Genomic DNA, 26,243 nt, shown 5'->3' with positions numbered 1-26,243 from the left:
TTTGTTTGGATTCCCACGTTCTACCTTTGATCCGACGAATCCACTCAATATGTGCAGGGTTATACGGGATGTAGATGTGCGGTAATTCAGCGGAACCTTTGGTTATGGTAATCGTCTCATTGGTAGTTGCATCTTCATTCATAGGACACTCTCCTTCGATTGGATGGATTATTCTTTGCTACCATTCCGAAAAACAAAAAGGAAGGCCCTTCTTCATCCCCTAGGGAATCAGACGGCCTTCCGATGCTTTCGGAACATATATGCTGTTGTAAAAAGTAGTACGGAGCGCGACTTGTGCAATGGCAAGCCGCGTAAGGATGAGGTGCTGCCCATGCACATAGCGGTGATGCCTGCCCCAAACGTGCCACGGACCGTAAAGCCGTGGCACATCTTTCTGCTGCATGATGCCAATAGCCATGCAGCTCGTGTCAGGCTACTGCACCTACATGGTAGCGGCTTCTTCTCCCAGCGGCAGGGTGTAATACTGCGCCTGCTGCCCTTCATGCTGCTGGTACACAACGACCAGCAGCGTCCGGCCTTTCGCGGCGAGCGGGCTGGCGCCAGCTAGCACACGCTCAAGCCGGAACGGAAGCACATCCAATACGGTGTGCTTCTGCAGTTCCTTTTCGCCGAGACCAAGGTCGGCGAAAGCACGGGCACCCATGACCGTCTGTGCGGTCATGGCCGAGGTCATCGGCAACGCACGCGAAGCGTTGCCGTCCACCATGTCCGCCGCTCCATCCGCGGCGGACCCTGTTGCGTCGCCCGAAGTGAGCGACGCTGCATCCCCGGTTTCGTTGCCGATTACACCCGCCGCATCTGCGGCAGAGTCTTCTCCGGCAGTAGCCGAACTTGCCCCAGCGGCACTCGGACCCGTGCCGCTACTTTCCAACCATGCCGTGCCTGCGGCGCCGGCAACACGTGGCAGTCGAACGTCTTCTGGACGTTCAGCCAACTTTTTCATATAACCCGCCCACTGGTCTTTCTGAAGCGGATCTTCCCACCAGATTTTGCGTGGTTTGTATTTGTGACCGAGGAAATAGTCCAGCTTCATCAGGCCGAGCACGATATCCATATGCGGCGTGTTCCGCGACTCCAGGAAGCTGTGCAGACGAGTAAACAGATCCTCCAGTTGGTGACCAATCTTCTGCCAACCTTGACCCTCCCAATAATCCCCAAACGCCTGGAAGAAATCAAACGGCGAGTTGAACTCCTGCTCCATCAGGTACTTCAGCGTATGGTCCATCCGGTGTGCGTTCCAGTATTTCTCCAGCACATCCTCCAGCCGCTTCAGCCGCACGATATCGCTGAACGGCAGCACATCACTGCCGAGAATCTCATACGGCGCATGATCCATGTACGTGTAGTTATACTTCTCCGCATCCAGACGCAGACCTGTGCCACGCAGCATTTTGAGGAATCCGAGTTGAAGCTCTTCCGGCCCCAGAGCAAACACATCGTTAAACGTTTTGCGGAACGTATTGTAATCTTCCTCCGGCAGTCCGGCGATGAGATCCAGATGCTGGTCGATTTTTCCACTGGCTTTTACCTTGTTCACGGTCCGGCTAAGCTTGGTAAAGTTCTGGCGACGTTTCACCAGTTCATTGGTCGGATCGTTCGTAGACTGTACCCCGATCTCGAACCGGAATGTGCCTGGTGGCGCATTCTCTGCCAGATAGTCGAGTACCTCGGGACGCATAATATCCGCCGTAATTTCAAACTGAAATACTGTCCCCTGATGATTCTCGATCAGGAATTTGAACATTTCGAGCGCATAATCCCGTTTGATGTTAAACGTCCGGTCTACAAACTTGATCAGCTTCGCGCCCTTCTCGATCAGGTACAGAATATCCGACTTCGTCCGCTCAATATCGTAATATCGCACGCCGACCTCAATACTGGACAGACAGAACTGACAACTGAATGGACAGCCCCGACTGGTCTCAAAATAAACAACCCGTTTCCCAAGCTCCGGGATATCCTCATCAAATCGATGTGGTGACGGCAGATCGTTCAGATCCGCCTTCGGCCGTCCTGGCATGAGAATGACCTCTTCCCCTTTGCGATACGACAGTCCATAGACAAAGTGGAACTTCTTACTCCCTTCCAGCTCCATCAAAAGCTGATGCAGCGTCTCTTCCCCTTCACCCATGACGATAAAATCGACATTTGGAATCCGGTTCATCCAATATTCCGTGTCGTAGGACACTTCCGGCCCGCCCAGCAGAATTTTCACGTTCGGCATAACCTTTTTCAGATTATCAATGACCTTGATCGTCTCTTCGATGTTCCAGATGTAACACGAGAAACCAATCACGTCCGCGCCGCGCTGATACAGATCAGACACAATATTCATCACTGGGTCCTTAATCGTATACTCCGCCAGGTCAATATCAAAATCCTTCTCACTGTACGCCTTCAGACATCGCAAGGCCAAGGAGGTATGGATGTACTTTGCATTTAATGTAGAAAGAATAACCTTCATGGTTCACAACCTTTGCCTGGACACCCAGACCATATATTTTTGGTAAAAAGAAAGCTGCACAGCCATCCTGCCCCGGACGCTGTTCATCTAAACCTCTTTTGAACTAGCCATTCCATGTCTCATGGACATATCCAACTTTTGTCTTTCAAAGAGTGGACACTCTTTTCAAAAAGACATATACACCACGCCAAACCCAAACCACAACATACAGTATAAAATTCGCACCTTCAACCTACATGCTGTATGCTATAAGGTCAGCCATTCCTAACGCCAATGTCCACCCTTTGAAAGACAATTCGCCACCATTTGTCCACTCTACAGAGACGCGACAACCAACTTAAAAGATTGGAAAGTGAAAATTAACAATTCATACTCAATTCACTCTTACTCTTACTCATTTCATACTCACTCATACTCGTAAAACGCATCATCATCCGTATCCACTTCTTCGCCCGATTGCTTCTGGAAAAACTCCAGGAACGGCAGTCCGTACTTGCGGTACTTGACCTCACCGACCCCTTTGATATCCAGCATGTCACGTTCTGTCTGTGGACATACCACACTCATCTCACGCAGGGTCGCATCATTGAAGATAATGTACGATGGTACATGCTCTTTCGCCGCCAGATCACGCCGGATCAGACGAAGCTGTTCAAATACCGTCTCATTAACCGCAGATGGCATCGCATCGCGTCCGCGGCGTCCACCATAGTTCGTACCCGAAGCCGTCGCCGCTGTCTTGCGGACAATACGCTGCATCACTTCACGCTGGCCTTTGAGCACTTCCACCGCAAGTGGTTGCAGACGCACAACCGGATACTGTCCCTCAGACAGCATCAGATATCCTTCCGATACCATCACATTGATGATCTCCGATATCTCGCGCTCTGTCCGATTACCCATCACGCCGTAAGTTGGCAGAGAGTTGAAGCCATAATCGAGCACTTTTTTGGCACGGGAGCCTTTGAGCACAGAAGCGACCAGCGATACACCGTACCGTTCACGCATGCGGTGAATGCAGCTGAATATTTTCTGTGCATCAATCGTCATGTCTACCAACTCGCGGTCGTCCGTACAGGAACTGCAAGTACCGCAAGGTGTATCGTCATGCACCTCACCGAAATAATCCAGCTGCGCACTGCGCAGACAACGCGTTGTGTAACAGTAATCCACCATCTGTTGCAGCTTCCGGTAATCGTTCTGTTTGCGGTCGCCGTCCATCGGATTCTGCTCAATCAGGAACTTCTGGGTAATAATGTCCTGTGCCCCGAATAACAGAATACACTGGCTTGGCTCTCCATCCCGGCCTGCACGTCCGGCTTCCTGAACGTATGCCTCCATATTTTTCGGCATGCTGTTATGAATAACGTAACGCACGTTCGACTTATCAATCCCCATCCCAAACGCATTGGTCGCCACCATCACTCGGATATCATCGTACAAAAAAGCTTCCTGGCTCTGGGACCGTTCATCGTCCGTCATCCCGGCATGGTAGCGTCCTGCGGGCAATCCCGCCTGCAACAAACGCTGATGCAGATCGTCCACGTCCTTACGGGTCGCGGCGTATATAATCCCCGGCTCGCTGGCATGCTCACGCGCGTAATTCAAAACAAAATCCTTCTTGCTCTCGCCACGCAGCACGCTAAACGCCAGATTATCCCGCCCAAGTCCGGTCACATACGTCTGCGGGTCCTGCAAACGCAGCAACCGCAGAATATCGCCCATGACCTCGGGCGTCGCTGTAGCCGTAAAGGCCGCAACCACCGGCCGCTCCGGCAAACTGTCCACAAACGGCGCTACCGCCAGGTAGCTTGTCCGAAAATCATGCCCCCACTGCGATACACAGTGGGCCTCATCCACGGCAACGCAAGAGATCGGCAAATAGCCTATCTCCTCGCGGAACCAATCCAGCTCCAGTCGCTCAGGCGCGACATAGAGCAACTTCAGCTCACCGCGCTGCGCCGCGCGGATGCGATCATTCACTTCTTTGCCGCTAAGTGTACTATTAATATACGCGGCAGCAATTCCGGCGGTCGTCAACGCATCGACCTGGTCCTTCATCAATGAGATCAACGGGGAGACAACAAGCGTCAGACCCGAATATAACAGAGCGGGGATCTGATAACAGATCGACTTACCGCCCCCGGTTGGCATAATACCCAACGTATCTTCACGTTCCAGCAGACTGGCTACAATCTTTTTCTGTCCCTCACGGAAGTCGGGGTAGCCATAATATTTTTGCAGGAGACCCTGCGCTTCTTCTAATGTAGGTGTTTGCACACTCATGTAAAGACTCCTTACTTATCACCGGTGTTTTTCCACCAGCTTGGTCCGATCCGATTCTGACATCCGAAAGCGGCACATATCCCGCATCCTTGACAACAAAATGGCGTTCTCATGACTTGTCCGTCAAGCAAACGCCGCTCCCTTTAGTTTAACGGCCCAGCCCCGAATGAGCAACCGCGTTTTACTGTAAAACGTTTGAAGCCCCTTCATCAAAATAAAAACAACCGTCCTGCCCTAGTTGGACAAAACGATTGCATTTAATTTTGACAATCTACCACACCCTCCAGAGACTGTTTCGTACTGGTTGTACTTCTCATCTTTCTGTGACTAAATTTCATACTCAGATAAGCCGTTTGTTTTGGCAATCTTCTACTTCAATTTATTTTCTCTATCTTCTACTCCCTCTTCAAACCCTTCTGTCCTCATCTGTCCCAGTTCGTCTCCCTACTTACGCGGTGACACTTCACCACGTTCTTCCCGCTCCTTCATCTCTTTGCGTACCACCACTTCGAGCTTCTGGCGATTGGCAAGCAATCCGGGATCGTTGGGCAAGTACTCACGGGCTTTGGTGTTATGCATCAATGCCTGCTCCCAGTTGCCCAGATGAGCATAACAAAGGGATAAACGGGCATGTGGCAGCCAGGTACGGCAAGCCATAGGCACCGGGCGCAGACCCGGATCGCGGCTGCTCACGTCCACCGCCTGCATATACCAGTAGATCGCCGAGACGGGTTCCTGCCGTTCATGAAAACAGGCCGCAATGGCGCAGCAGAAGTCGGCATGTGGCAGATCATACTGGAACGACTGTAGCAATGCTCCGAGCTTACGGCCCGGCTCACCCAGTCGTTCATAACATTCCGCCAGCCGCGCGCAGGCAATCAGGCGATCCTCGCGGTATCCGCTTGACTGCTCCAGCAGCTTCGTGTACCCGCGTGCCGCCGCCGCATAACGCTGGCGGTCATAACATTCGCCTGCATAATAAAATAGCAGGCGACCTTGGGCTACGCCCTCTTCGGCGATCCATTTGCGCAGAATGCGCACGTTTCGCGCCGAATGATGTCCCGCTTCGCGGCGATGCGTGACGGCAATATCTGCCGTAATGACCTCGCCTCGCGGGAAGTTAAGCTGCTCGTGCAGGCGGCCATGCCAGCGGCACCCGGCATCCCGCTTGACCAGGCGAAGGCGTCGGTCCGTCACAAGTGGACTCCCCTCCGCTCCCTCGGCCAGCGTGTAGTTCAAGATCACAGCTTCCGTCTTCCCCCTGACGAAAGCTGCTGCTTCAACACCTCCAGCTTCGCCCGTTCCGCGGGCAGCAACACATCATCCGCATCCAGCCATAGGATATACTCCTGCGTGGCCTTGGCGAATGACTCATTCCGCGCTGCGGCAAAGTCTTCCTTCCATTCATACGTGTAGACATGGTCGGTATACTGCGCAGCGATGTCCATCGTGCGATCCGATGAACCGGTATCCACAATGACGATCTCGTCCGCGATGCCGGCAACCGAGTCCAGACAGCGCGCCAGCGTGCGTTCCTCGTTCTTCACAATCATGCACAGACTGATGGTGATCACGTTTTGAGCCCCTTCCTGTCGTACGCGTATTGCGAAATGTCATAACGATTTGCTTTTGTTGGTTAAATACTTCGAACAGCGTACTATCGTAAGTTGACTAAAAGAGATTTACACTGGACACTCCGATGACAGAAACTTTCTGATCGTTGTTATCCCCAACTTTTTTAATTCCTTTTATAAAGGATAAATCCGGGGATAAAGACGAAACATATGCTTCCGATGCAGCTTTCATTCAGAACGCTTTTAGCTCCACTTCTTGATATTCTTTTTGTCTTCTCCGTTTCGTGTAAATGTTTAATCCAATTTATTTGGTATTGGTATTGATCACGGAATTCATTTCATCTTCACCTTGGCTAACGAACTGAGGTGACGCTATTTGGTGTATTTCAGCCACCTGGTAAATGTAACGAATCTGAGACCTGCTATTCTCGCATTATAGGCATCCATTCGTCGTTTATCGCAGCTTCCAGATGAAATAGCGCCGCTGAGATTCGTTACATTTCTCATCTCGTCTAATTCATCAAAATAAGACGTGTGAGATTCGTTAGAACATAGAATAGCTCTGTCGTCATACTAAACAGCAGTGTGGAATAGAGATGATCCAGCTAGGTGATCTGACAAGTGCCCTGACAAATGCTCTGGGAAGCTTGCAGAAGCTACTTTCGAAACCATCCCTTTAATCTAAGCGGGAGCGCCCTAGTCTCCTTCAAAACAAGAACCGCAATGATGCTCCAGAGCACTCTCCTATTCACATTTACGCAGGCAGGAGTTTTCCCCTAGTCTTAAAATTAAAGTTTAGATTTACGTTTGCGTTTGCCTCTGCTTCTACAGTTATTCGCAACACAGTTACAGTATCCTTACCTTCACCTTGCAGTTACTTGTAGCACAGTTTCAGCGTCAGCGTCCTTATCCTTGGGTTTGGGTTTGGGTTTGGGTTTGGGTTTGGGTTTGGGTTTGGGTTTGGGTTTGGGTTTGGGTTTGGGTTTGGGTTTGGCTCCGCCCCTCTCTTACCCTTGCCGCAGTCTCTGCCTCTGTATATGTCCCTGTCCCTACCTTCACAGCTACCCTTCCCCACTCTCCTGACGACGAAGTCGTTTCACCTGCTCCACCGCACTGTCCAGTGCCTTCTTGCGCTGTTTCATTACGCGAAGATGCTGATGTTCCACCTCGGCAAAATGGACATGATCCAGCTCCATCCACTCCATCAGTTGGTCCAAAGTGGGCGACATATGCAGTTGTGTACTCGGCCGTTTGCGGGCCACGCAACATAGATATTTATGATGAACTTCCAGTTTCAAGACTTCGAAATACGGTATTAGGCACATCGCCAGACTTCCCGCATAGAAGGTCTGCTTGTGGTCATAGAACGGGTGATACCCATACGGCACAGTCACAACCAACGTCCCATCTTCTTGCAACAGCCGATGAATCTGGATCAACAACGTCTCCGGATGAGCAAAATGCTCCAGCACTTCTCCAAGCAGCACAGTATCAAAGGTAGACCTTACTTTCCATTGCGTAATATCCAGCATTCTAAAATCCACATTGTTCCTAACCGGCCTAGACTCTTTGGCAAGCTCAGCTTGCGCATATCGGACACTTTCTTCTTCCAGATCAATCCCTGTTACACGAAATCCTTCACGTGCCAGCAGAATGGACGTAATGCCCTGACTGCACCCGACATCCAGGATGCGTTTGCCTGTCGCCTCACGGCACATCCAGTGGATACGCGTTCTCGTCGCTTCATGAGAATCCTCCGAATTAATCTCGCCATAGTAGCGTTCACTCACTCGATCATGATTCGCCATAGGTTACTCCCGTTTTCACTCGGTGAACCGGCTGACCCAGCACCACAATATTTCCCCCGAAACATCCAGCCGTTGCATTGCGTGTATCAAAAATCAGCTTTGCATGATCTGCCATCTCCTGATAATCGAATGCCGAATGATCCGTGGTAATGATCACCAGATCAGCTCCTGTCCACAATTCCGGCGTAGCCGGCCGGGATTGAAGCACTGTACCGTCATCCTTGCGGAAGACAGGCACCATTGGATCGGTGAAAACCACATCTGCGCCGGCTGCACTCAGCAGCCGAAAAACGTCCAATGCTGGCGATTCGCGCAAGTCGTCAATGTCTTTTTTATAAGCCATACCCGCCAGTACAACACGTGCTCCTCGCACAGTTACACCATTCTGCTCCAGCAGCTCCGAGGCACGCTTCACCACTCTCTCTGGCATTTGCCGATTGGTTGCATCCGCCAGCTGAATGAATTGCAGCTCCGATCCCTGACGGTTTGCAGCCCAGGACAGATAGATCGGATCGATTGGAATACAATGCCCTCCGATGCCGGGACCGGGATAGAATGGCATATAACCAAACGGCTTGGTTGCCGCCGCATTCAGTACTTCCCAGATGTTTACCCCCATCTGTTCACAGGCCGGGGTCAGCTCATTCACGAGTGCAATATTGACACTGCGAAATGTATTTTCGAACAGCTTTGCTGTCTCCGCTACCGTTGTTGAACTTACCGGAACAACTTCGTTGAGGAACGAGCCGTAGAACTGTTTACCATAATTCAGACAAGCGGGTGTCGAACCGCCAATAATCTTCGGGGTATTTTTCACACCATAATGCACACTGCCCGGATCTACCCGCTCTGGAGAATAACAGACGTAGAACTGTTCTCCAGCTCGCCAGCCGTTTGCCGCTTCAATCGGTTGTTTCACGCGTTCCTCCGTTGTGCCCGGATAGGTCGTGCTTTCCAATATAACCAGGCTGCCTTCCTGCAAATACGGAGTCATGCCATCCACCGCCGCCGAGATATACGAGATATCCGGTTGATGCTCGGCGGTCAGTGGGGTGGGCACACAGATCACAGTGACATTGGCCTGTGCCACCGCTGCATAATCGGTGCTTGCCGTGAATAATCCAGCCTGCATAAGCGACTGCACAACATCATCTTCTATACCTATGACATACGAATTCCCGGCGTTCAGCTTGGCTACCTTGGAAGTATCGATGTCAATCCCGTGGACTTGATAACCGGCCTGTGCTATCTCTACAGCCATGGGTAAACCAACATAACCGAGACCGATGACAACAGCTTTTAGGGAGCGGTCATTAATATGTTGTATTAGGGCACGTTGCTGTAACTCTTCATTACCTTCGTGCTGGTTATGCTCATGATTTTCTTCCATTCCTTCCACCTCCAAACGCTCCGCCTCCCCTCGGTGGGTGTGTCTGAAAACTCCGAACGAGTTTTGAGACACACCCTAATCGATATAGCCACCTGCACGCAAAAACCGGGCAATCGCTGGTTTGTTCATCATGGCACTGTTCGAGCGATACTCGGAGAAGTTCACACGTGGCAGACTGCTGTACTGATCCGTCAGGCTCTTGTCCTTGTGCTCCGGCAGGATGACATAATACTGCGCATCATATTGATACGTACGCGGCGCTTCATAGGGCGAGATCAGGACTTCATGCAATTTCTCGCCTGGACGTATTCCCGTCACCTTATAATCGAAGGATGGACGACCTGCCTGTTCCAACATGACGGATGCAAGTTCCGTCATCTTGCAAGCTTTCATTTTCATCACAAAAGTCTCTCCGCCCACGGCCGCCTCAGCCGCCTTAAGAAGTAAATGTATAGCTTCGGTACGCGTCAGGAAAAAACGGGTCATGCCTTTGTCTGTAATGGTCGGGCTTTTGCCTTCATCGATCTGACGCCGGAACAAAGGCACAACACTGCCGCTGGTTCCAAGCACATTGCCCCCGCGGATGCAGACAAACCGGGTACCTTCACTTAGCCAGTTGGCACGGATCATCATTTTTTCACCCAAAGCCTTTGTCATGCCATATACGTTAATCGGATCTACCGCCTTATCGGTGGACACATCGATGACTTTGGCAACCTGCATACGTATCGCAGCCCGAATAATATTCTGGGTACCGATCACATTGGTCTTGAACGCTTCATCAGGCTGGTCCTCGCAGACCGGAACATGCTTCAGCGCAGCCAAATGGAAGAGCACACCCACACCTCTGCATGCATCTTCCACTGCCCGATAATCGCGGATATCCCCAATGATGAATCGCAGACGCGGATCATGGTTGAAGTCTCGCTGCATCGCAATCTGGGCGTATTCATTACGTGACAGAAGGCGAATCTCAGCCGGGTCCTGCTCCAGCAGCACCTCAGTCAGCTTTTGACCCCAGGAGCCTGTTCCTCCGGTGATCAGAATCGTTTGTCCTTGAATCATGGATGAATCCCTCCCTGATCAGATCATGAATTCGCGTAGTACCTGTGCCATCTCATCCCGGCTTAACCGGTCTTTGGGCGGTACCTTTTTGGTTGAAGTATTGCTCGAATGCACGATGTTGACATAATTGCGCGGAGCAAGCAGCTCGTGCGGCAGTTCAATGACATTGCCATGTGTACCTCTGCCCGGGAGCTTGACCCGGTATCCTGCTGCGTATTCGGCTGTCTTATATAAGTAGACATAGAACTGTGGAGAACGGTGAAACGCTGGGGCCATCTCGTTATTCACACTGTCCCACAGATATCCGTTCTGGTTAATCAATGCCATCGTCTGCTGCTGTGGTTGAATATCGTAGAGCTGTTGAACAAAGGTTTTATGGTATAAATCATCCGAATCCAGACGGGCAATATAGAGTTGCTCCGCACCTTTGGCAAACGCCAAAATGGCACGCACACTCTCCATATTGGTTCCAAAACGAATATTGGAGGGAAGCGGCTCCTGACCCGCCAGAATCTCCTGCATTAATTCCCCGGATTCCTTGGACAACTTCACCACTGTGAGGAAATCCTGATTCGTCTGCGCCTTCAGGCAATGCAATGTGAACGTGCGGAAGATGCTCATCCGACGCTCCAGCCATTCCCGCGTTAATCGCTGCGGGTCCATCCCATAATTGTTAAAGTTAATCTCAATCACAACTTTCCTGGACATAACATTCCTCCTCATGAACGCTGCAAGTTCCGTTTACCGGATACAGACTGTTTTCATAGTTTTGATGCCGTCTTCCTACGAAAATCATCTTCTATCTATCTGATCGCTTACAAGCCACATATCGCTTGTGAATCCAGCACTCTATATCGTATGAAACGTTGATAGAAGCGGTACCGACAGATGTACTAACTTTCATATAAATAGATTGATATACAACCGAAGATGGCGCCCTTTGGGTCGAACGTACATATCGTTACGGTATTCGCAACATAGAATAGAACAGTTCAATTTTCAAAGGAGGCAACCATCAAATGAATTCGATCTATCTTGAAATGGAAGGTGTGCTTGATCAGCTCGAAGCGGCACTTCTGGAACACCGACCGCTGTCTCTTGTAAGAGTCGGTGATGGCGAGAATATCGTCATGTCTCAAGAAACCGTATGGCCCACGGAACAGGTCCTTCAGGAGCGTTGGGCTAAGAAAGCCAACTTAGGGCAAAAGGGACTTCGTCTTCCCAACCCGAAACTACGGGATGAAGTCGCCGCTTCCTTGCAACGTGCCGATATCGTGGGCATTCTTCCTCGTGGTGACAGCACCATTAATGCTCCCGATTATCTCAAAAGACCCCTGACCGACATGGTATTTGCACACTTTGGCATCTCTCCTCCGATGACTTGTCATGCCTGTGTTAATCGGGAACTGGCGCAGAACCCGCGTTTCTGGCAGATGCTTGCAGGCAAGCGTGTGTTACTCGTTACTCGTGAGATTGAGGCTCTGCGTGTCATGCTCGAACGTGATCCGTATAATCTAAACATTGTGACTGCCCTGCCCTTTGACAGCTATGATCAAATGGATGAAACGCTGCATTGGATTCAGAATAATCAACATACCTTCGATGTCGCTCTCTTCTCCTGTGGCGTCAACGCGGTTATCCTTGCGGAGCGAACAGCTGCACTTGCAGGCAAAGTGGCCATTGACTTTGGCAAAGCCAACAACATCATTCTGAAAGGCCGTGCCAACTGATCCTGGACAGTTTCAAACTTTAGTTTCGTGATTTGTATTGAAACGTGCAGTTGCTTGTACGGCAAAAACCCCCGACTTCTTGAGCCGGGGGTTTCTTGCTGAGCGCTAGTCGAAACCTATCGTTGCATTGTCTTGCGTATCTGGGGTATGAAGCGAACTCTGCCGTCAACAGAAGTGATGACGAAGCACTCTGCCTGTTATATTTCGCCTTTCACTACTAACCGGTGGCTGCAATACCGTATAACATCTCCGGCCCGGTTCTTACTGCTGTGGACACCCCCGAGATGAACGAAGTATACACACTTTCCAATGCTGGTGGTGCAGACAGATCCTGAGCTGTGAACGAGTGGAATTCGGCACCTCCGTTCTGTCCAATCGTACCTTCAGCACGGTAGATGATATAGAAAGGATCATATAAAAAACCCCGCACAAGCTCCACAACAAAGGTATCTCCCAGTTCTCCCGTAACACCTACTGTCCCGTTCAACGTAATAATGGGATTCACCACACCCTGCGTCTGTAGACCAATGGTGCCAAAAGCTGTCGGGGATTCTGACAGTGACAAACCGGGCTGTCCTACGGTTGCCGAGTTCATCGAAGTTCTCATATCGAGAAACACGCCCATGAGTAACACCTCCAATGCTATGGGATACCCTATCCTATGAATCTCACTACTCTTATGATTGGATGTATAGCAGATTGTATGAACCTATTTTTATTTGTAGACTGTTAATGGTATATTGAACTGCATAACGAAAATGAACGGATCGTATGCACACAAGCGGTACAGGCTGTTCAGAAGGAGATTACTATTCATGAATAAACGCAAACGTCCAACCAGCAAGACATCGGCCTCGGCCAAGGGGAAATCTTATACAGGTTCATCTTCAGCACGTTCCGGCAAGTCCAACTTCTCATCTGCCAAAACATCAGGTGCTCCCGCATCACGCAATACGGAGGAGAATAAGAAGCCATTAGCCGCGAAATCATCGGGTGCTCCCAAGAAAGCTGGAGGCAACAAACCCAAAAATGCCAGCGCATCCAAACGACCAGGCAATTCCTACTATCGCAAGCAGGAACCACCACGCCAGTACAAAGTGACCGAACCGGATGAACTGTTGAACTTCCTGTTGCAGCATTTGAAATCAGGACGGAACGCAGTGAAGTCCATTCTGGGCCGTGGACAGGTATCCGTGGATCAGAAGGTTGTAACCAAGTTTAATGAAGCGCTGACGCCAGGTCAGATTGTCTACATTCGAAAAGAAGGTGCAGTTGCTGCTCCATCCTTGACGGGTATTAACATTTTGCATGAAGACGATGATATCATTGTGATCCGCAAGGAAGCCGGACTATTGTCCATTGCCGCTGACAAGACAGATGACCTGACGGCTTATCGCCAACTGACAGAGCATGTACGCCGCACCAATCCGCTCAACCGGATCTTTGTTGTCCATCGTCTGGATCGGGATACATCGGGTGTGATGATGTTTGCCAAAAGTGAAGAGGTACAGCAGAAGCTGCAAAACAACTGGAAGGAAAATGTGCAGGACCGCGTCTACGTTGCCCTTGTTGAAGGTTCGGTAGCCAAAGAAGAAGGCACCATCTCTTCCTGGTTGAAGGAAACCAAAACGCTGAAAATGTACTCCAGCTCTCGTCCGAATGATGGACAACATGCCATTACACATTACAAACGTCTGAAATCGAACCGTGAGTTCTCCTTGCTGGAAGTGCGTCTGGAGACAGGTCGTAAAAATCAGATTCGTGTGCATATGGAAGATCTCGGACATCCGATTGCCGGTGACAGAAAATACGGCGCACGCACAAGAGATCTTGGCCGTCTCGGACTTCATGCACGTATACTCTCGTTTATCCATCCCACAACGGATGAGTTAATGTCATTCGAAACGGATATTCCGAAGCCATTCCTGTATCCGTTCCGTGCAGAAACTCCACCTGTGAAATAACTGCACCACTAATGTGTGCATATATAGAAAATTCACTGATCAATTGATCATGCCTGAAAGGAGGAACGGACACTGAAAAACCTGTTGATCACCGGTTACCGGGCACATGAATTGCAGATTTTTGGACAGAAGCATGAAGGTATTCCTTTTATCAAAAAAGCCATCTCTTCCCGACTCACTCCCCTTGTCGAAGATGGTCTGGAATGGGTGCTGACGCCGGGACAATACGGTGTGGACCTGTGGGCCTGCGAAGTGGTGATTGATCTGAAGAAGACGTATCCACATCTGAAACTGTCGATCATCACTGCCTTTCAGAACCCGGAGGAGCAATGGAAAGAAGACAAGCAAGAGTATTACCGTTCCATCCTCTCGGGTGTGGACTATTACGGTGCGATTAGCAATCAACCTTATATCGGGCCGTGGCAGTTCACTGCACGGGATGACCTGTTGCTGCGTAAAAGCGACGGTCTTCTGCTCGTATATGACGAAGATGCCGGTGAAGGCAGTCCCCGTTTTGTGAAGGAAAAAGCCGTGAAGAAACAGCAGAACGAGGACTATACAATCATCAGTGTCACTTCAGAGGATATTCAATCTGTAGCTGAGGATGAGCGCATGAACGATATTGCGGACTTCGACGATTCTTCATTCTGAAAAAATGTAGATTATCTGAAGTCCATTCATGCATAGCTGTGATCAGAGGAAAATCGTATTTCGAATGACGTACATATGTTTTTTTTCGAGGCAGGTTGGGTATAAGTAGTATTATAACTGCGATGATATGTCGTATGGGATAAGGGGAACTGCAACCATGACAATTACGCCAGAGCAGCGCATTCAACTGCATGGATTTAACAACCTGACCAAGTCGCTCAGCTTTAATATGTACGATATCTGTTATACCAAAACCAAAGATGAACGTGAAGCTTACATTGAATATATTGATGAACAGTATAACGCCGCCCGGCTGAGCAAAATTCTGAACAACGTCTCTGATATCATCGGAGCCCACGTGCTGAATGTCGCTCAGCAGGATTACGTGCCTCAAGGTGCGAGTGTTACGATGCTTGTCTCGGAAGGTCCGATTGTGGAGATCCCTGAAGAATCACTCGATGAATCTCCCGGCCCTCTGCCCGATAACGTTGTCATGCAGCTGGATAAAAGCCATATCACTGTGCACACCTACCCTGAGTTTCATCCTAGTGAAGGTATCAGTACCTTCCGTGCGGACATTGATGTCTCCACCTGCGGTGAGATCTCACCGCTTAAGGCGCTGAATTATCTGATCCACTCCTTTGATACGGACATTATGACGATGGATTACAGGGTGCGTGGTTTTACGCGGGATACGAGCGGACGCAAGCTGTTCATTGACCATGAGATCGGCTCGATTCAGAATTATATTCCGGATGAGATCAAGAGCAGCTTTGACATGATTGACGTGAACGTCTATCAGGAGAATATTTTTCACACCAAATGTAAATTGAGGGAATTCGATCTCGACAATTATCTGTTTGGGTACACCAAGGATAAGCTCAGCAAGAAGGAACAACAGGAGATTACGGAGTGGCTGAAGCTGGAGATGGACGAGATATATTACGGCAAAAATATTAATCGTCCCTCTTAAAGAGGTTGTTCAACGCTGATCCATAAGGGCAAGGGCTAAGACAAGATTTCATGAAGGCAGGGTTCTTCTTATCGGGGACCTCCGGCATGTGCTTGTCTTTTTCTTTGTTTTGTTGACAGTGTGCAACTTTATTTCTTATTATAGAAGTAACTGTACAATCTACAGTGAAGGAGACTGAGCCCGTGATCGAAACGAATACGACAAGACGTAACGAATCACTGTTACAAGCACTGACTGCACAACACAATGCCATCACCAACAACATTGCCAATGCAGACACACCCAACTACAAAAAGAAAACGGTAGAATTTCAGGAAGAGTTGCGACGTATCGTTGAAAATGGCAAAACAGATCAGCTCGCCATGAAGCGGACTCATAACAAACACTTCCCTGTCAGTGATCCCAATTCTTCCATCGTACAGTACCGAATTGTCGAGAACAACGAAACAGCCATGAACAATAACAACAATAACGTTGACATTGACAAGGAAATGGCGAATCTTTCGGAGAATCAGCTCATGTATAACTACATGGTTGATCGGGTCAGTGGACATTACAAAAAAATGAAGAATTTATTGAATGATCTGAAATAATGAATGTACAAGCAGCCCGAAACGGCTGCTTTTTTTTGTTGTTTTTCCCTGAGTGTAGCTCGTTTGGTGCCATTTTTCGGTATCCTCTCCTGTTCGTAGTATAATGGGGAGAAACGATTGATTTCATATCGAACAAAAGAGGTGCAACATGTCTCCACGTCATTTAAATGGTTTTCAAGGTTCCAAAGTCAGATTAGCGGCCCCATGCCCGGAAGATTGCATGCGTCTCTCCCGCTTCACAGATGATTATGAATATTTGCGCAACATGGATACCGATATCGCGATCCCGTTAACGCCGGATGAAACGGGTTCTTCGTCTGTCCGGCGAGACAACGGATTTGAATTTGCATTACGTACACTGGAGGGTAACCGATTCATTGGATTCACAGCCCTCTACCGAATTGAATGGAACAATCGGTCGGCTCGTCTGGCCATTGGTATCGGCGAAGAGAATGATCGAGGTAAAGGTTACGGAAGCGACGCTCTGGCTCTGATTCTTCGATACGGCTTCCACGAGTTGAACCTGAACCGGATTGCACTGGAAGTCATCGAATACAATGAAGCCGCGAGACGTGCGTACCTAAAAGCCGGATTCCGGGAAGAGGGTCGCCAGCGTTCAGCAGTTTTGCGGGATGGCATGCATTATGACCTGATCTCGATGAGTATCCTTGCTGAAGAATGGTCCGCCCAGGCTGGGCTTCCCTTGTCATTCCAGTCTACTCGTACTCCTGAATCTGGGGATATGGTAGCGGGTGGTTTTTCACAACCTAATGGGAACGAACAAGCTTCGCTGTCAATGTCGGAATTAAGTTCTGTTCCAAAAGGTGAATCTGAAATTTCACCTCGCATCGGCGTAGGTGCGGTCATCCTGAATGAACGGGGCGAAGTGCTTCTCGCCTGGCGGAATCGTCAGCCCGAGCAGCACACCTGGAGTATTCCTGGCGGGAAAGTCGATCCCTATGAATCACTCGAAACTGCCGTCATCCGTGAAATCAAGGAGGAAGTGAATCTGGATATCGCCATTGACAGTCTGCTCTGCACGGCGGAGACGATCCAGCCACAACAGAAGGAACATTGGATATCCGTGCTCTATTCCACCAAGGTGATTGGCGGTCATGCTCGTAATCTGGAAGAAGGCGGAGCCATCGGTGAGATCGGCTGGTTCCCTTTGAATGATTTGCCCTCTCCACTCGCCTGCTTTGCGGTACCTGGGCTGGAAGCTGTGAAGAAGCTGTATAATGAATCCCTGTAAATTCTAATATCTCATCAGATGGAGGTATTCCTTATGAATCATGCAGAACAAATTAATCAACTATTTCAGGCTGCACAGTCTGGAGATGTGGCCAACCTGCACTTATTGCTCGCTTCTCACCCGGAACTCACCAATACTGAAAATCAGGATGGGTTAACTCCGCTGGGATATGCCTCTCATTATGGACAAGCAGGAGTAGTTCGTCTTCTTCTGGAGCATGGAGCGGATGTTAACGCCCTTTCTCATTCCAAGATTTCCTTTATTCCGTCCAATACTGCACTGCATGCCGCACTTGCCGGAGAACGTTCACCAGAAGTTATCCAACTTTTACTCGAACATGGGGCATCCAAGAATATTCTGGACAGCGATGGACAATATACGTTGCACTCCGCTGCATTTCATACGGATCAGATCGAACTTATCGAGATGTTACTTCAGCATGGAGCTGATCCAAACGCGCTAAACTCAGCAGGCCAGACCGCACTGGAGATTTCACTTGAACGTGGTAACACGTCTACAGCTTCATGTCTGCGAGCAACCGTTACAGCGCATCAGCAATAATGATTAGATAACGTGAGTAATACGCGAATAACCGTCAGGACTCTTTTTGGAGTACAAAGAGAAGGTCTGACGGTTATTTGTTGTTCGATTACATACCTCTATCGAGAGGCTATATAAGTTGAGCTAAAGAATATTTACACTTGCCACTCCGATGACAGAACAACCCTCCGATCGCTGTTATCCCCAGATTTTTTAATTCACTTTTACAAAGGTGAAAATCTGGCGATAAAGGCGAAGTGTATGCTTCCGAAGGAGCTTTCTTTCAGAAAGCTTTTAGCTCCGCTTCTTCACGTTATTTCTGTCCTCTACGTTCTCATGTAAATACTTCGTTCAACCTCTATAGAAATCCCGATACATTATATTTTTTTAGAAAATAAGAACCGTTTGATACCTTACACGGTCTAATACTCAACATATCATGAAAGGAGGAGCCATGTGACCCCTACTCAGCTCACCATAGCCGCACAAAAAGGGGATGCCGAGGCTTTTGCAGCCTTAATGGAATTACATCAGAGCCAACTGTACCGTATCGCCTATGCCTACCTGCATAACGAAGGTGATGCGCTCGAAGCGATTCAGGAATCAACGTTCAGGGCGTTCCGTAAACTCAAAAAATTAAAAGAACCATCCTACTTTGGCACTTGGCTCATCCGCATTCTGCTCAACTACTGTGCGGACGAACGCAAACGCAAAAGTCGGTTCAGTCCCGTCACCGAGATTCATGAATCCAGCAGCTGGGATCGTCCTGCGGACCCCGATCTTGCTGCGGCCGTATCCACCCTTGACCGGGATTGCAAACAGATTATTATCCTGAGTTATTTCGAAGGTTTCTCCTTAACTGAAGTTGCCGATATTCTCGAAATCCCGACCGGAACCGTAAAATCCCGATTACATCGGGCACTCGGACAGCTCCGTGATCAACTTGAAACGAAGGGAGATGTATCCTCATGACGGATGAACAAAACTCATTCGACACATTGGAAGAACGTCTGAATGCTCGAAAGACGGAATACGAAACCATGCCTGTGCCCGATTCTGCCGCCTATCAGGCTGTGCAGTCCGGAATCCGCCAGGCTGCCCGTAAGCGAAAGTCCCGGCTGCGCTGGTACATGAGTTCCATCTCGGCAGCGGCCTTCATCCTGCTGTTTACCGGATGTATCCGTGTCTCTCCCGCTTTTGCATCCTTCGTGGAGCAATTGCCCGGAATGGAGGGCATTGTGAGTATGATTCGCCAGGACAAAGGATTAATGATGGCCATCGATAAGTCCCTCTTACAGCAGGTCGGTGTCACCGACGAGCATGATGGTACTTCCTTGACCGTTGAAGGCATTATCACAGACGAGTCACGTATGGTTATTTTTTACACGATGAAAGGTATGAAAGATCCCGAGAAATTCAACTATGACATTGATTTGCTGGATGAGAACGGTAAAAAGTTACCTGTTGCGTTTAGCTATTCCTCTCTAAATCCAGCTTCAGAAAGTGGAATTTATGAGGATAAAATCGATATCTCATTCACAGAATCTTTACCTCCACAAGAGCTGACCGTTGTATTTAAGGAACGAGGTAAGGAACCGAATAATAAGTGGAAGGTCACCTTCCCCGTGGATCACAGCTTAACAAAAGGGATGAAAAAAATCATTCCCGTAAATCAAACAATGACCGTGGACGGGCAGCGTATCCATGTGAAACAGGCCATTCTGTATCCCACTCGTCTTGTACTTGATATCGAATATGATCGGAACAATACCAAAACAATCTTTAACATTCGTGATCTGCACTTGGTAGATGAGCAAGGCCGAGCATGGCGAACAGATTCATCTTCTATCTCAGGCTCTGGAAGTTCCGTCTTTTTCGAAAGCATGTACTTCTCCACTCCGAAAAAACTGACTCTGCAAGGGTCTGGCCTTTCAGCAGTGGATAAGGAAGAACTGGTTATCAGCATCGATCCCTCTTCAGGTGAAATACAAGGTGGCCCATCCAGTTTGAAATTGCTGCAAAGCACGGTCCAGGGCAAAAATCTGATCCTCGAGTTTTCAATTGCAGATGCTCAAAATGCTACTTCGGGGCTATCATTTACCAATATTGAGGACAGTAAAGGAAACCCTTTCGACATTAATGAAGTAGGCTGGAGCCCTTCCGTCTTTGAAGCAAGAGTTGTCATTAAAGATGGAGCCGCAGCCAAAGGAAATCTGACAATGGAAATATTTTCTTACCCTGATCAAATTCGTGCACCGTTCTCTATTGAAATTCCTGTGACTCCCTAAAGAAAATCTAACCGCCATAATTGCAAGCCACTCGACGTTGCCATGCACTATAATGAAAATATTAAACAGCTGCATTTAAATCGATATGTTCACAGGAAAGGGTGTTTCCACAATGAATAATCGTTCTATCCGTTATCCGCAACCACTCGCGCAAGGGGACATGATCGGTGTGGCAGCCCCCTCCAGCGGTGTATGCGAATCCCTATACCATTATCTTGAGGAGAGCAAACGCAATATGGAGCGCCTTGGTTTTGACGTGCTGGAAAGCCCATCGCTCCGCCACAACATCAAATGTGTGAGTGCCTCCAAAGAGGAACGCGCTGCAGAGATGAATGAATTTTTCCGCAATCCAAATATTCAAGCCATTATCCCTCCATGGGGCGGGGAATTTCTGATGGATATCCTCCCCCTGCTGGATTGGGAAGCTTTGAGAACATTACCGCCCAAATGGGTCATGGGATATTCGGATATAAGTACGTTCCTGTTCGCCTATACCCTGATCACCGGAACAGCATCCGCACATGGCACCAACTATGTTGATCTAAGATCAAATGCCCTCGATCCCGTGACTGCCCGCTGGATTGATGTGTTACAGACCAAATACGGCGGACAGATCACACAATCGTCTTCTACACATTATCAATCGGCATGGAAACCGGAATTGCCTGGATTTAACCTGGATACACCTTCGCAATGGAAACAGCTCAGCCACTCGGAAGATGCAGATACCGCTGTGTCGTTCTCCGGTCGGCTGATCGGTGGCTGTATGGATACGATCTCCAGTCTGATTGGCACGCCATATGCACCTGTTGCATCCTATCTGGAGCAATACTGTGCAGTCGAAGGTACCATCTGGTATCTGGAGAGCTGTGAGATGAATGCGGGGGATATCTACCGTCATCTGTGGCAGATGAAACAGGCTGGCTGGTTTGCAGGCGTGAAAGGCTTCATGTTCGGCCGACCTGCGGGGTATTCCGATACAGCGGATTTTAATTTCACCGATGCCCTATCCTCTGCACTTGGGGATCTGGATGTCCCTGTACTGTACGATGTGGATCTCGGCCATGTTCCACCCCAGCTTACCTTTGTGAATGGAGCATTAGGCAAAGTCGCTTATGAAAATGGACGCGGGAGCCTTGAGATGGCGTTTGTGTAATCACCTTTTATAGGCAGATGCATACCTTGAAGTAAGAACTTATTTTGAGGAAGGGTTGTGCATCATGTCTGAATCCACATCCACGCCATCCACACGTGTCGTGTATCAAGCCAATCAACCGATGCTTCAATCCGTGCAAAGTGTGCGGAATATGCTTCATCATACAGCCCGGCAGCATGTAGGCAAGAAGGTACAAGTCCAGAATATCGATGGGCAAGTGTGGGAAGGTGTCATCATCAGTGCAGACCGGGGAATTTTGTATCTCCAGGTTACCCCGATGCATGGATATCCTGAACCGCGCGCCTTGTTTGGACCAACGATTTTGCCGCTTGTGCTGTATGAATTGTTGGTTATCACACTGTTGATGTAGGTATTGCGCCTTTATATCCGAACCTGTTCCAAGATGCTTCGCTCCTGAGATCTTCAAGTCTTGGGAACGAGGCTTTTTTATCGTCTTGGCGATGGTGCGGTATGATTCCTTGCGAGCGTGTGAAATATGATACAATGGTGTCGCACCACCCCATATCTCATATGAAACGGAGCTTGATCCGGTTGGAATACATACGTCATGATTCATCACCCGTATCACAAGCCGAGACGGGTATGATTGGCAGCAATCCTACTGAACAATCACGCGTGATTGCAATCTGTCTGCTCGCAGGCAAAATCATGCTGCAAAGCGGTGGTGAAACCTACCGTGTGGAAGATACGATGAAACGTATGGCAGCTGCGCTGGGCTTACCCCATTCGCACAGTTACGTTGTTCCGACAGGCATCTTCTTCTCTGTTGATGCAACCGAACCTGCCAAGCTCATTCGTATCTCCGAGCGTACGACGGATCTGGACAAGGTGTCCGAGGTGAATGCGGTCTCCCGTCGCATCGGACAAGGTGAGCTATCCGCTCAGGAAGCCCATGATTTGTTGATACAGATCGAAGGAAAGCCCTCCTCCTATTCAACGGCTGTGCAGCTTACGGCCGCAGCGTTATCCAGTGGTTGTTTTACCATTATGTTTGGCGGGGGCTGGAGGGACTTTCTTCCGGCGTTAATCTGCGGGGGCATAGGTTATGCAGCCGTTATTGCCTTTCACAGGTTGGTGCGGGTCAAATTTTTTGCCGAGCTTACGGCATCCTTTGTCATTGGCTTACTCGCTTTTCTCCTGATCTATATGGGAGTAGGTCATGAACGGGACAAAATCATCATTGGTTCGGTTATGCCGCTGGTTCCGGGGTTGCTGATTACCAATGCAGTACGTGACCTGATGGCCGGGCATCTCGTATCCGGATTATCCAAGGGAGCCGAGGCATTTCTGACTGCTTTTGCTATAGGTACTGGCATTGCAGTTGTATTTTCACTTTTTATGTAAGACGGAGGAATGCAGGATATGCTCCATTTTATTGAACAAGCCTTGACCAGTTTTGTCGCCTCAGCCGCGTTTGGGATCATCTTCAACGCACCACGGCGCATGCTGCTCCACGGTGGATTTGTCGGCATGATCGGCTGGATTATCTATATCGTGCTTGAATATGCAGCGGATGCGGTTCCTGCTACACTTGCAGCGACCATAGCCGTAGGTGTCATCAGCCAGGTATTCTCTCGCATGTTTCGCGCACCCGTTATCATCTTTAGCGTCGCAGGCATTATCCCTCTGGTTCCTGGTGGACTGGCGTATAATGCGATGCGAAGTTTTGTGCAAAATGACTACAGTGCCGCTATGGAGATGGCCGCCAAGGCACTCATGTTATCCGGCGCTATTGCCGTAGGCCTTGTGTTATCCGAGGTATTAAACCAGATGATACGCCGAATTCCCGCCTCACTTCGGGCAAAATCATCATCGAAATAATCGTTCTTTTCACATATTCAGCACACGTAAGGCCCGTTAGCATACAGGATAAAATCTTGTATACCTACGGGCCTTACGTATCGCTTTTTATAGAGCATTATAGAGTAGCAGATCAATCAATATTCTATTTACTTAACAAACGTATTTTTCACACGTACCGACTTTAGAAAATACGGGATAAAGATACAACATGTCAGAATGGATCGTATCGTCAAATTAAATGCTGATGTTGGATCGAGCACATGTTGCTCTCTCGGAATCTCAATTCGTGCGATCAAGATCTATGTCACGACTCCAATGAATACATTTGCAATGTACAGAATAATCATCATGCGCGGAAATTGCCTTTTTTTCTTATGCAGCAGTACGAGATTCACGATAACGAGCAATAGTAACATGACGCTGCTTATGACTCCGAACCAAAGGAGCGGGCGTATCCCTTCAGTATAAAGTTCCGGATCAACACCACGGACACCCTCCCATCTCACCGGATCCATAATGACATTTACCTGCGACATATCCGCAATAAGAAGCACCAGTGTGACCCACAGGCCAATCTGAATTAATATAAGCCATCCGCCTAATCCGGAGATGCCAGGCCGTTCCGGTCTGATACCACTTTTAGGCTGCAGCGAGCTTGTATCCAGTTCCGAGTTCCTATATTTATAGTTCATTTCAGCCTCCGTTTACGATAGATAAGACACATATTATACACTAGAAGCTATATTCTGTGTTATCCAAGAGAAGGAAAGAACCATCTGGACTAAGGCCTCTCTCTTGCATTCTATTGGGTAGCACGTCTCATCACTGTTGCGAACAACTCCGCTGCAACACCACTTCCTGACTTCATATAATGTTTTGCATCCGTATGATCAAATCCCATCCAGACCGCCGCAGTCCAGTTGCTCGTATAGCCCACAAACCATAGATCCCGATTGGCCTCTCTTCCCACACCAGGTAATCCAACCTGTGTTGTTCCCGTTTTCCCTGCTACCTTGTGCTGACCGAGTTGTGCCCGGCTTCCTGTTCCCTGACTGACTACATTTTGCAGCATTCTGGTCATGGCATTCGCCGTGCTGGAGGAGATTACCTGCTTATTTTCCGACTTATGAGCAAATATTGTCCGTCCTTGTGAATCTGTAATCTCGCGTATCAGATGGGCTGTATTCAATTTGCCATGATTCGCAAACACCGTATAGGCCTGCGCCATCTTCATTGGCGACACTCCCTGATGCACACCGCCCAGAGCAATCGACAGATTCATATCCTCTTTCCCCAGCTCAATACCGAGTCGTGCCGCAAATTGATGTGCATCGTTCAGACCTGTCTCATGAAGCAGCCATACGGCTGGTGCATTGATGGACTTTTGCAAGGCTTGGGACATGGCTATTGATCCACTGTAACGCCCACCGAGATTGGAAGGTTGATAGCTGCCATATTGCATGCGTTTATCCGGTAGTATGCTCTCTGGCTTGAACTTCCCCGACTCCAACGCAGGGCCATATGCAATAATCGGTTTAAAAGATGAACCTGGCTGCCTTGCATCCATAATCGCCCGGTTGATGCCCCCTTTTAAAGGATTACGTCCACCCATCATCGCTTTCACTTCACCGTTGTGCTGGTCGATAATAACCATACTTGCCTGGACCTGCTCGTCTTGGCGATCATCGGGGAATCGGGTAGCGTCTGCAAATGTTTCTTCCATCGCCAGTTGTGCCTGTTCGTCTAGCCCAGTTTGAATAACCCAACCTGCCGATTGAATCTCTGCTTCACTTTTACCTGTGAGCCGAGAAGCCTCCTGAATCACAGCATCCACGGCAGACACATATGCGGGCTCGCTCAAGCCCGGTGAAGTTGTTGCATTCAATACGGTTTCAGGCGGCGTGAAATCGACGTCACGGGCTTGGAGCATCTGCTTTCGTGTAATGAGTCCCTGTTCATGCATTAGTCCAAGGATAACGGCGCGTCTTTGTTTGGAAAGTTCAGGATGATCTACTGGATTGTATATGGATGGACCTTTGGGCATTCCAGCTAATGTAGCAATCTGCCATAGTTTCAATTGGTGCATATCCTTAATTCCGAAATACCGCCAGGCTGCCGCTTTTACACCATACTGCTGGCGTCCCATGTAGATCTGATTCAGATACATTTCCAGAATTTCATCCTTGCTATACTTCTTCTCCAGGGCCATCGCAATCGATATCTCATTCACCTTTCGACTCAACGTTTTATCCCCATTCAAATACAGATTTCTTGCCAGTTGCTGCGTAATGGAGCTTCCTCCCTGACTCAGATTCATATGTATAATGTCTTGCACAATGGCCCTACCGAGTCCGATGAAATCCAGTCCATCATGGTTGTAGAAACGTCGATCTTCTGTAGCCAAAAAAGCCATCTTTAATAAAACTGGCATAGCGTTCAGTTCAGCATATTCGGAATACCCTTTGGTCTGCGTATGCAACCTCGAAATTTCGGTCCCCTCTGCATTCGTAATAATGGTTGAAGAGGCCACCTGCATGGCCTCTGGACGATTACGAAGCATTCCTTCGCCATAAGTAATCAGATAGAGATAGAAAAGGGTCAATATCAAAACTACAACCACTGTGGCATCAAAAACGTAATACATCCATCGCTTGCTCACGTGTT

At 48.9% G+C, this 26,243-nt stretch carries 23 protein-coding genes and 2 pseudogenes; 14 read left to right on the top strand and 11 right to left on the bottom strand.

The features are described 5' to 3' along the window. Positions 1–442: 442 nt before the first annotated feature. From MHI52_RS07950 to MHI52_RS07915, 8 genes are all read right to left on the bottom strand, one after another. The gene (locus tag MHI52_RS07950; protein WP_405158797.1) at positions 443–2,485 is read right to left on the bottom strand and encodes a B12-binding domain-containing radical SAM protein; all 2,043 of its coding nucleotides are present in this window, start codon (positions 2,483–2,485) and stop codon (positions 443–445) included. A gap of 405 nt (positions 2,486–2,890) precedes the next feature. Beyond that, on the bottom strand, positions 2,891–4,771 hold the full coding sequence (gene recQ / locus MHI52_RS07945; RefSeq protein ID WP_405158796.1) for a DNA helicase RecQ: 1,881 nt from the start codon (positions 4,769–4,771) through the stop codon (positions 2,891–2,893). A gap of 444 nt (positions 4,772–5,215) precedes the next feature. After that, entirely contained in the window at positions 5,216–6,010 is a 795-nt protein-coding gene (locus MHI52_RS07940; RefSeq protein WP_405158795.1) for a glycosyl transferase, read from the bottom strand. A gap of 2 nt (positions 6,011–6,012) precedes the next feature. Beyond that, positions 6,013–6,345, bottom strand: a complete 333-nt coding sequence (locus MHI52_RS07935; RefSeq protein WP_405158794.1) for a glycosyltransferase family 2 protein — start codon at positions 6,343–6,345, stop codon at positions 6,013–6,015. Positions 6,346–7,406: 1,061 nt separating this feature from the next. Further along, a complete protein-coding gene (locus tag MHI52_RS07930; protein ID WP_405158793.1) occupies positions 7,407–8,153 on the bottom strand; it encodes a class I SAM-dependent methyltransferase in 747 nt (248 codons plus the stop codon). Next, positions 8,140–9,543: a nucleotide sugar dehydrogenase gene (locus tag MHI52_RS07925; protein WP_405158792.1), complete on the bottom strand. Its 1,404-nt coding sequence runs from the start codon at positions 9,541–9,543 to the stop codon at positions 8,140–8,142. Before MHI52_RS07925 ends, MHI52_RS07930 begins: the two co-directional genes overlap by 14 nt. 75 nt (positions 9,544–9,618) lie before the next feature. Then, positions 9,619–10,608: a polysaccharide biosynthesis protein gene (locus MHI52_RS07920; RefSeq protein WP_405158791.1), complete on the bottom strand. Its 990-nt coding sequence runs from the start codon at positions 10,606–10,608 to the stop codon at positions 9,619–9,621. 18 nt (positions 10,609–10,626) lie between these two features. Beyond that, on the bottom strand, positions 10,627–11,316 hold the full coding sequence (locus tag MHI52_RS07915) for a glycosyltransferase (RefSeq protein ID WP_405158790.1): 690 nt from the start codon (positions 11,314–11,316) through the stop codon (positions 10,627–10,629). Between the two features lie 311 nt (positions 11,317–11,627). Here MHI52_RS07915 and MHI52_RS07910 point away from each other — a divergent pair, with 311 nt between their 5' ends. Then, on the top strand, positions 11,628–12,338 hold the full coding sequence (locus tag MHI52_RS07910) for a GT-D fold domain-containing glycosyltransferase (RefSeq protein WP_036669298.1): 711 nt from the start codon (positions 11,628–11,630) through the stop codon (positions 12,336–12,338). Positions 12,339–12,555: 217 nt separating this feature from the next. On the opposite strand, the gene MHI52_RS07905 is transcribed toward MHI52_RS07910, so the two are convergent. Continuing rightward, complete coding sequence (locus MHI52_RS07905) at positions 12,556–12,963, bottom strand: hypothetical protein (protein ID WP_036610660.1); 408 nt, start codon at positions 12,961–12,963, stop codon at positions 12,556–12,558. A gap of 190 nt (positions 12,964–13,153) precedes the next feature. Between MHI52_RS07905 and MHI52_RS07900 the strand changes: the two genes are divergently transcribed. The 13 genes and pseudogenes from MHI52_RS07900 to MHI52_RS07840 all read left to right on the top strand — a co-directional run bounded on the left by MHI52_RS07900 (position 13,154) and on the right by MHI52_RS07840 (position 23,597). After that, positions 13,154–14,302, top strand: coding sequence for an RluA family pseudouridine synthase (locus tag MHI52_RS07900; RefSeq protein ID WP_405158789.1), 1,149 nt, complete (start codon positions 13,154–13,156; stop codon positions 14,300–14,302). 72 nt (positions 14,303–14,374) lie between these two features. Next, entirely contained in the window at positions 14,375–14,953 is a 579-nt protein-coding gene (locus tag MHI52_RS07895) for a DUF1273 domain-containing protein (protein ID WP_026081201.1), read from the top strand. Positions 14,954–15,110: 157 nt separating this feature from the next. Further along, positions 15,111–15,926 carry an adenosylmethionine decarboxylase gene (gene speD, locus MHI52_RS07890; protein ID WP_036610662.1) on the top strand — a complete coding sequence of 272 codons (816 nt, stop codon included), beginning with the start codon at positions 15,111–15,113 and terminating at the stop codon, positions 15,924–15,926. A gap of 182 nt (positions 15,927–16,108) precedes the next feature. Next, positions 16,109–16,519, top strand: coding sequence for a flagellar basal body rod protein FlgB (flgB, locus tag MHI52_RS07885; RefSeq protein ID WP_315371927.1), 411 nt, complete (start codon positions 16,109–16,111; stop codon positions 16,517–16,519). A 148-nt stretch (positions 16,520–16,667) separates the two neighbouring features. Then, positions 16,668–17,156: pseudogene (locus MHI52_RS07880) on the top strand (GNAT family N-acetyltransferase); the annotation flags it as partial. A gap of 159 nt (positions 17,157–17,315) precedes the next feature. Continuing rightward, entirely contained in the window at positions 17,316–17,771 is a 456-nt protein-coding gene (locus MHI52_RS07875) for an NUDIX domain-containing protein (protein ID WP_036669535.1), read from the top strand. A gap of 33 nt (positions 17,772–17,804) precedes the next feature. After that, on the top strand, positions 17,805–18,332 hold the full coding sequence (locus MHI52_RS07870) for an ankyrin repeat domain-containing protein (RefSeq protein WP_405158788.1): 528 nt from the start codon (positions 17,805–17,807) through the stop codon (positions 18,330–18,332). 435 nt (positions 18,333–18,767) lie between these two features. After that, positions 18,768–19,283, top strand: coding sequence for a sigma-70 family RNA polymerase sigma factor (locus MHI52_RS07865; RefSeq protein WP_076327227.1), 516 nt, complete (start codon positions 18,768–18,770; stop codon positions 19,281–19,283). After that, positions 19,280–20,599, top strand: a complete 1,320-nt coding sequence (locus MHI52_RS07860; RefSeq protein WP_340936591.1) for a DUF4179 domain-containing protein — start codon at positions 19,280–19,282, stop codon at positions 20,597–20,599. The genes MHI52_RS07865 and MHI52_RS07860 overlap by 4 nt, the downstream gene beginning before the upstream one ends. A 112-nt stretch (positions 20,600–20,711) precedes the next feature. Continuing rightward, on the top strand, positions 20,712–21,755 hold the full coding sequence (locus MHI52_RS07855; RefSeq protein ID WP_405158787.1) for a S66 peptidase family protein: 1,044 nt from the start codon (positions 20,712–20,714) through the stop codon (positions 21,753–21,755). A 64-nt stretch (positions 21,756–21,819) separates the two neighbouring features. Then, positions 21,820–22,125: a hypothetical protein gene (locus MHI52_RS07850; RefSeq protein WP_047842070.1), complete on the top strand. Its 306-nt coding sequence runs from the start codon at positions 21,820–21,822 to the stop codon at positions 22,123–22,125. A 233-nt stretch (positions 22,126–22,358) separates the two neighbouring features. After that, entirely contained in the window at positions 22,359–23,120 is a 762-nt protein-coding gene (locus tag MHI52_RS07845) for a threonine/serine exporter family protein (protein ID WP_076327410.1), read from the top strand. Between the two features lie 18 nt (positions 23,121–23,138). Next, positions 23,139–23,597, top strand: coding sequence for a threonine/serine exporter family protein (locus MHI52_RS07840; RefSeq protein WP_036610676.1), 459 nt, complete (start codon positions 23,139–23,141; stop codon positions 23,595–23,597). A 128-nt stretch (positions 23,598–23,725) separates the two neighbouring features. Here MHI52_RS07840 and MHI52_RS07835 read toward each other — a convergent pair. Continuing rightward, positions 23,726–24,271: pseudogene (locus tag MHI52_RS07835) on the bottom strand (DUF2569 domain-containing protein). Between the two features lie 110 nt (positions 24,272–24,381). Then, a complete protein-coding gene (locus MHI52_RS07830) occupies positions 24,382–26,238 on the bottom strand; it encodes a transglycosylase domain-containing protein (protein WP_405158786.1) in 1,857 nt (618 codons plus the stop codon). Positions 26,239–26,243: the final 5 nt, after the last annotated feature.

This window comes from Paenibacillus sp. FSL H8-0283 (assembly GCF_045040675.1).
GTDB lineage: Bacteria > Bacillota > Bacilli > Paenibacillales > Paenibacillaceae > Paenibacillus > Paenibacillus amylolyticus.
The sequence above is the reverse complement of the archived record's forward strand: the minus strand, read 5'-3'. Positions and strand labels throughout refer to the sequence as shown.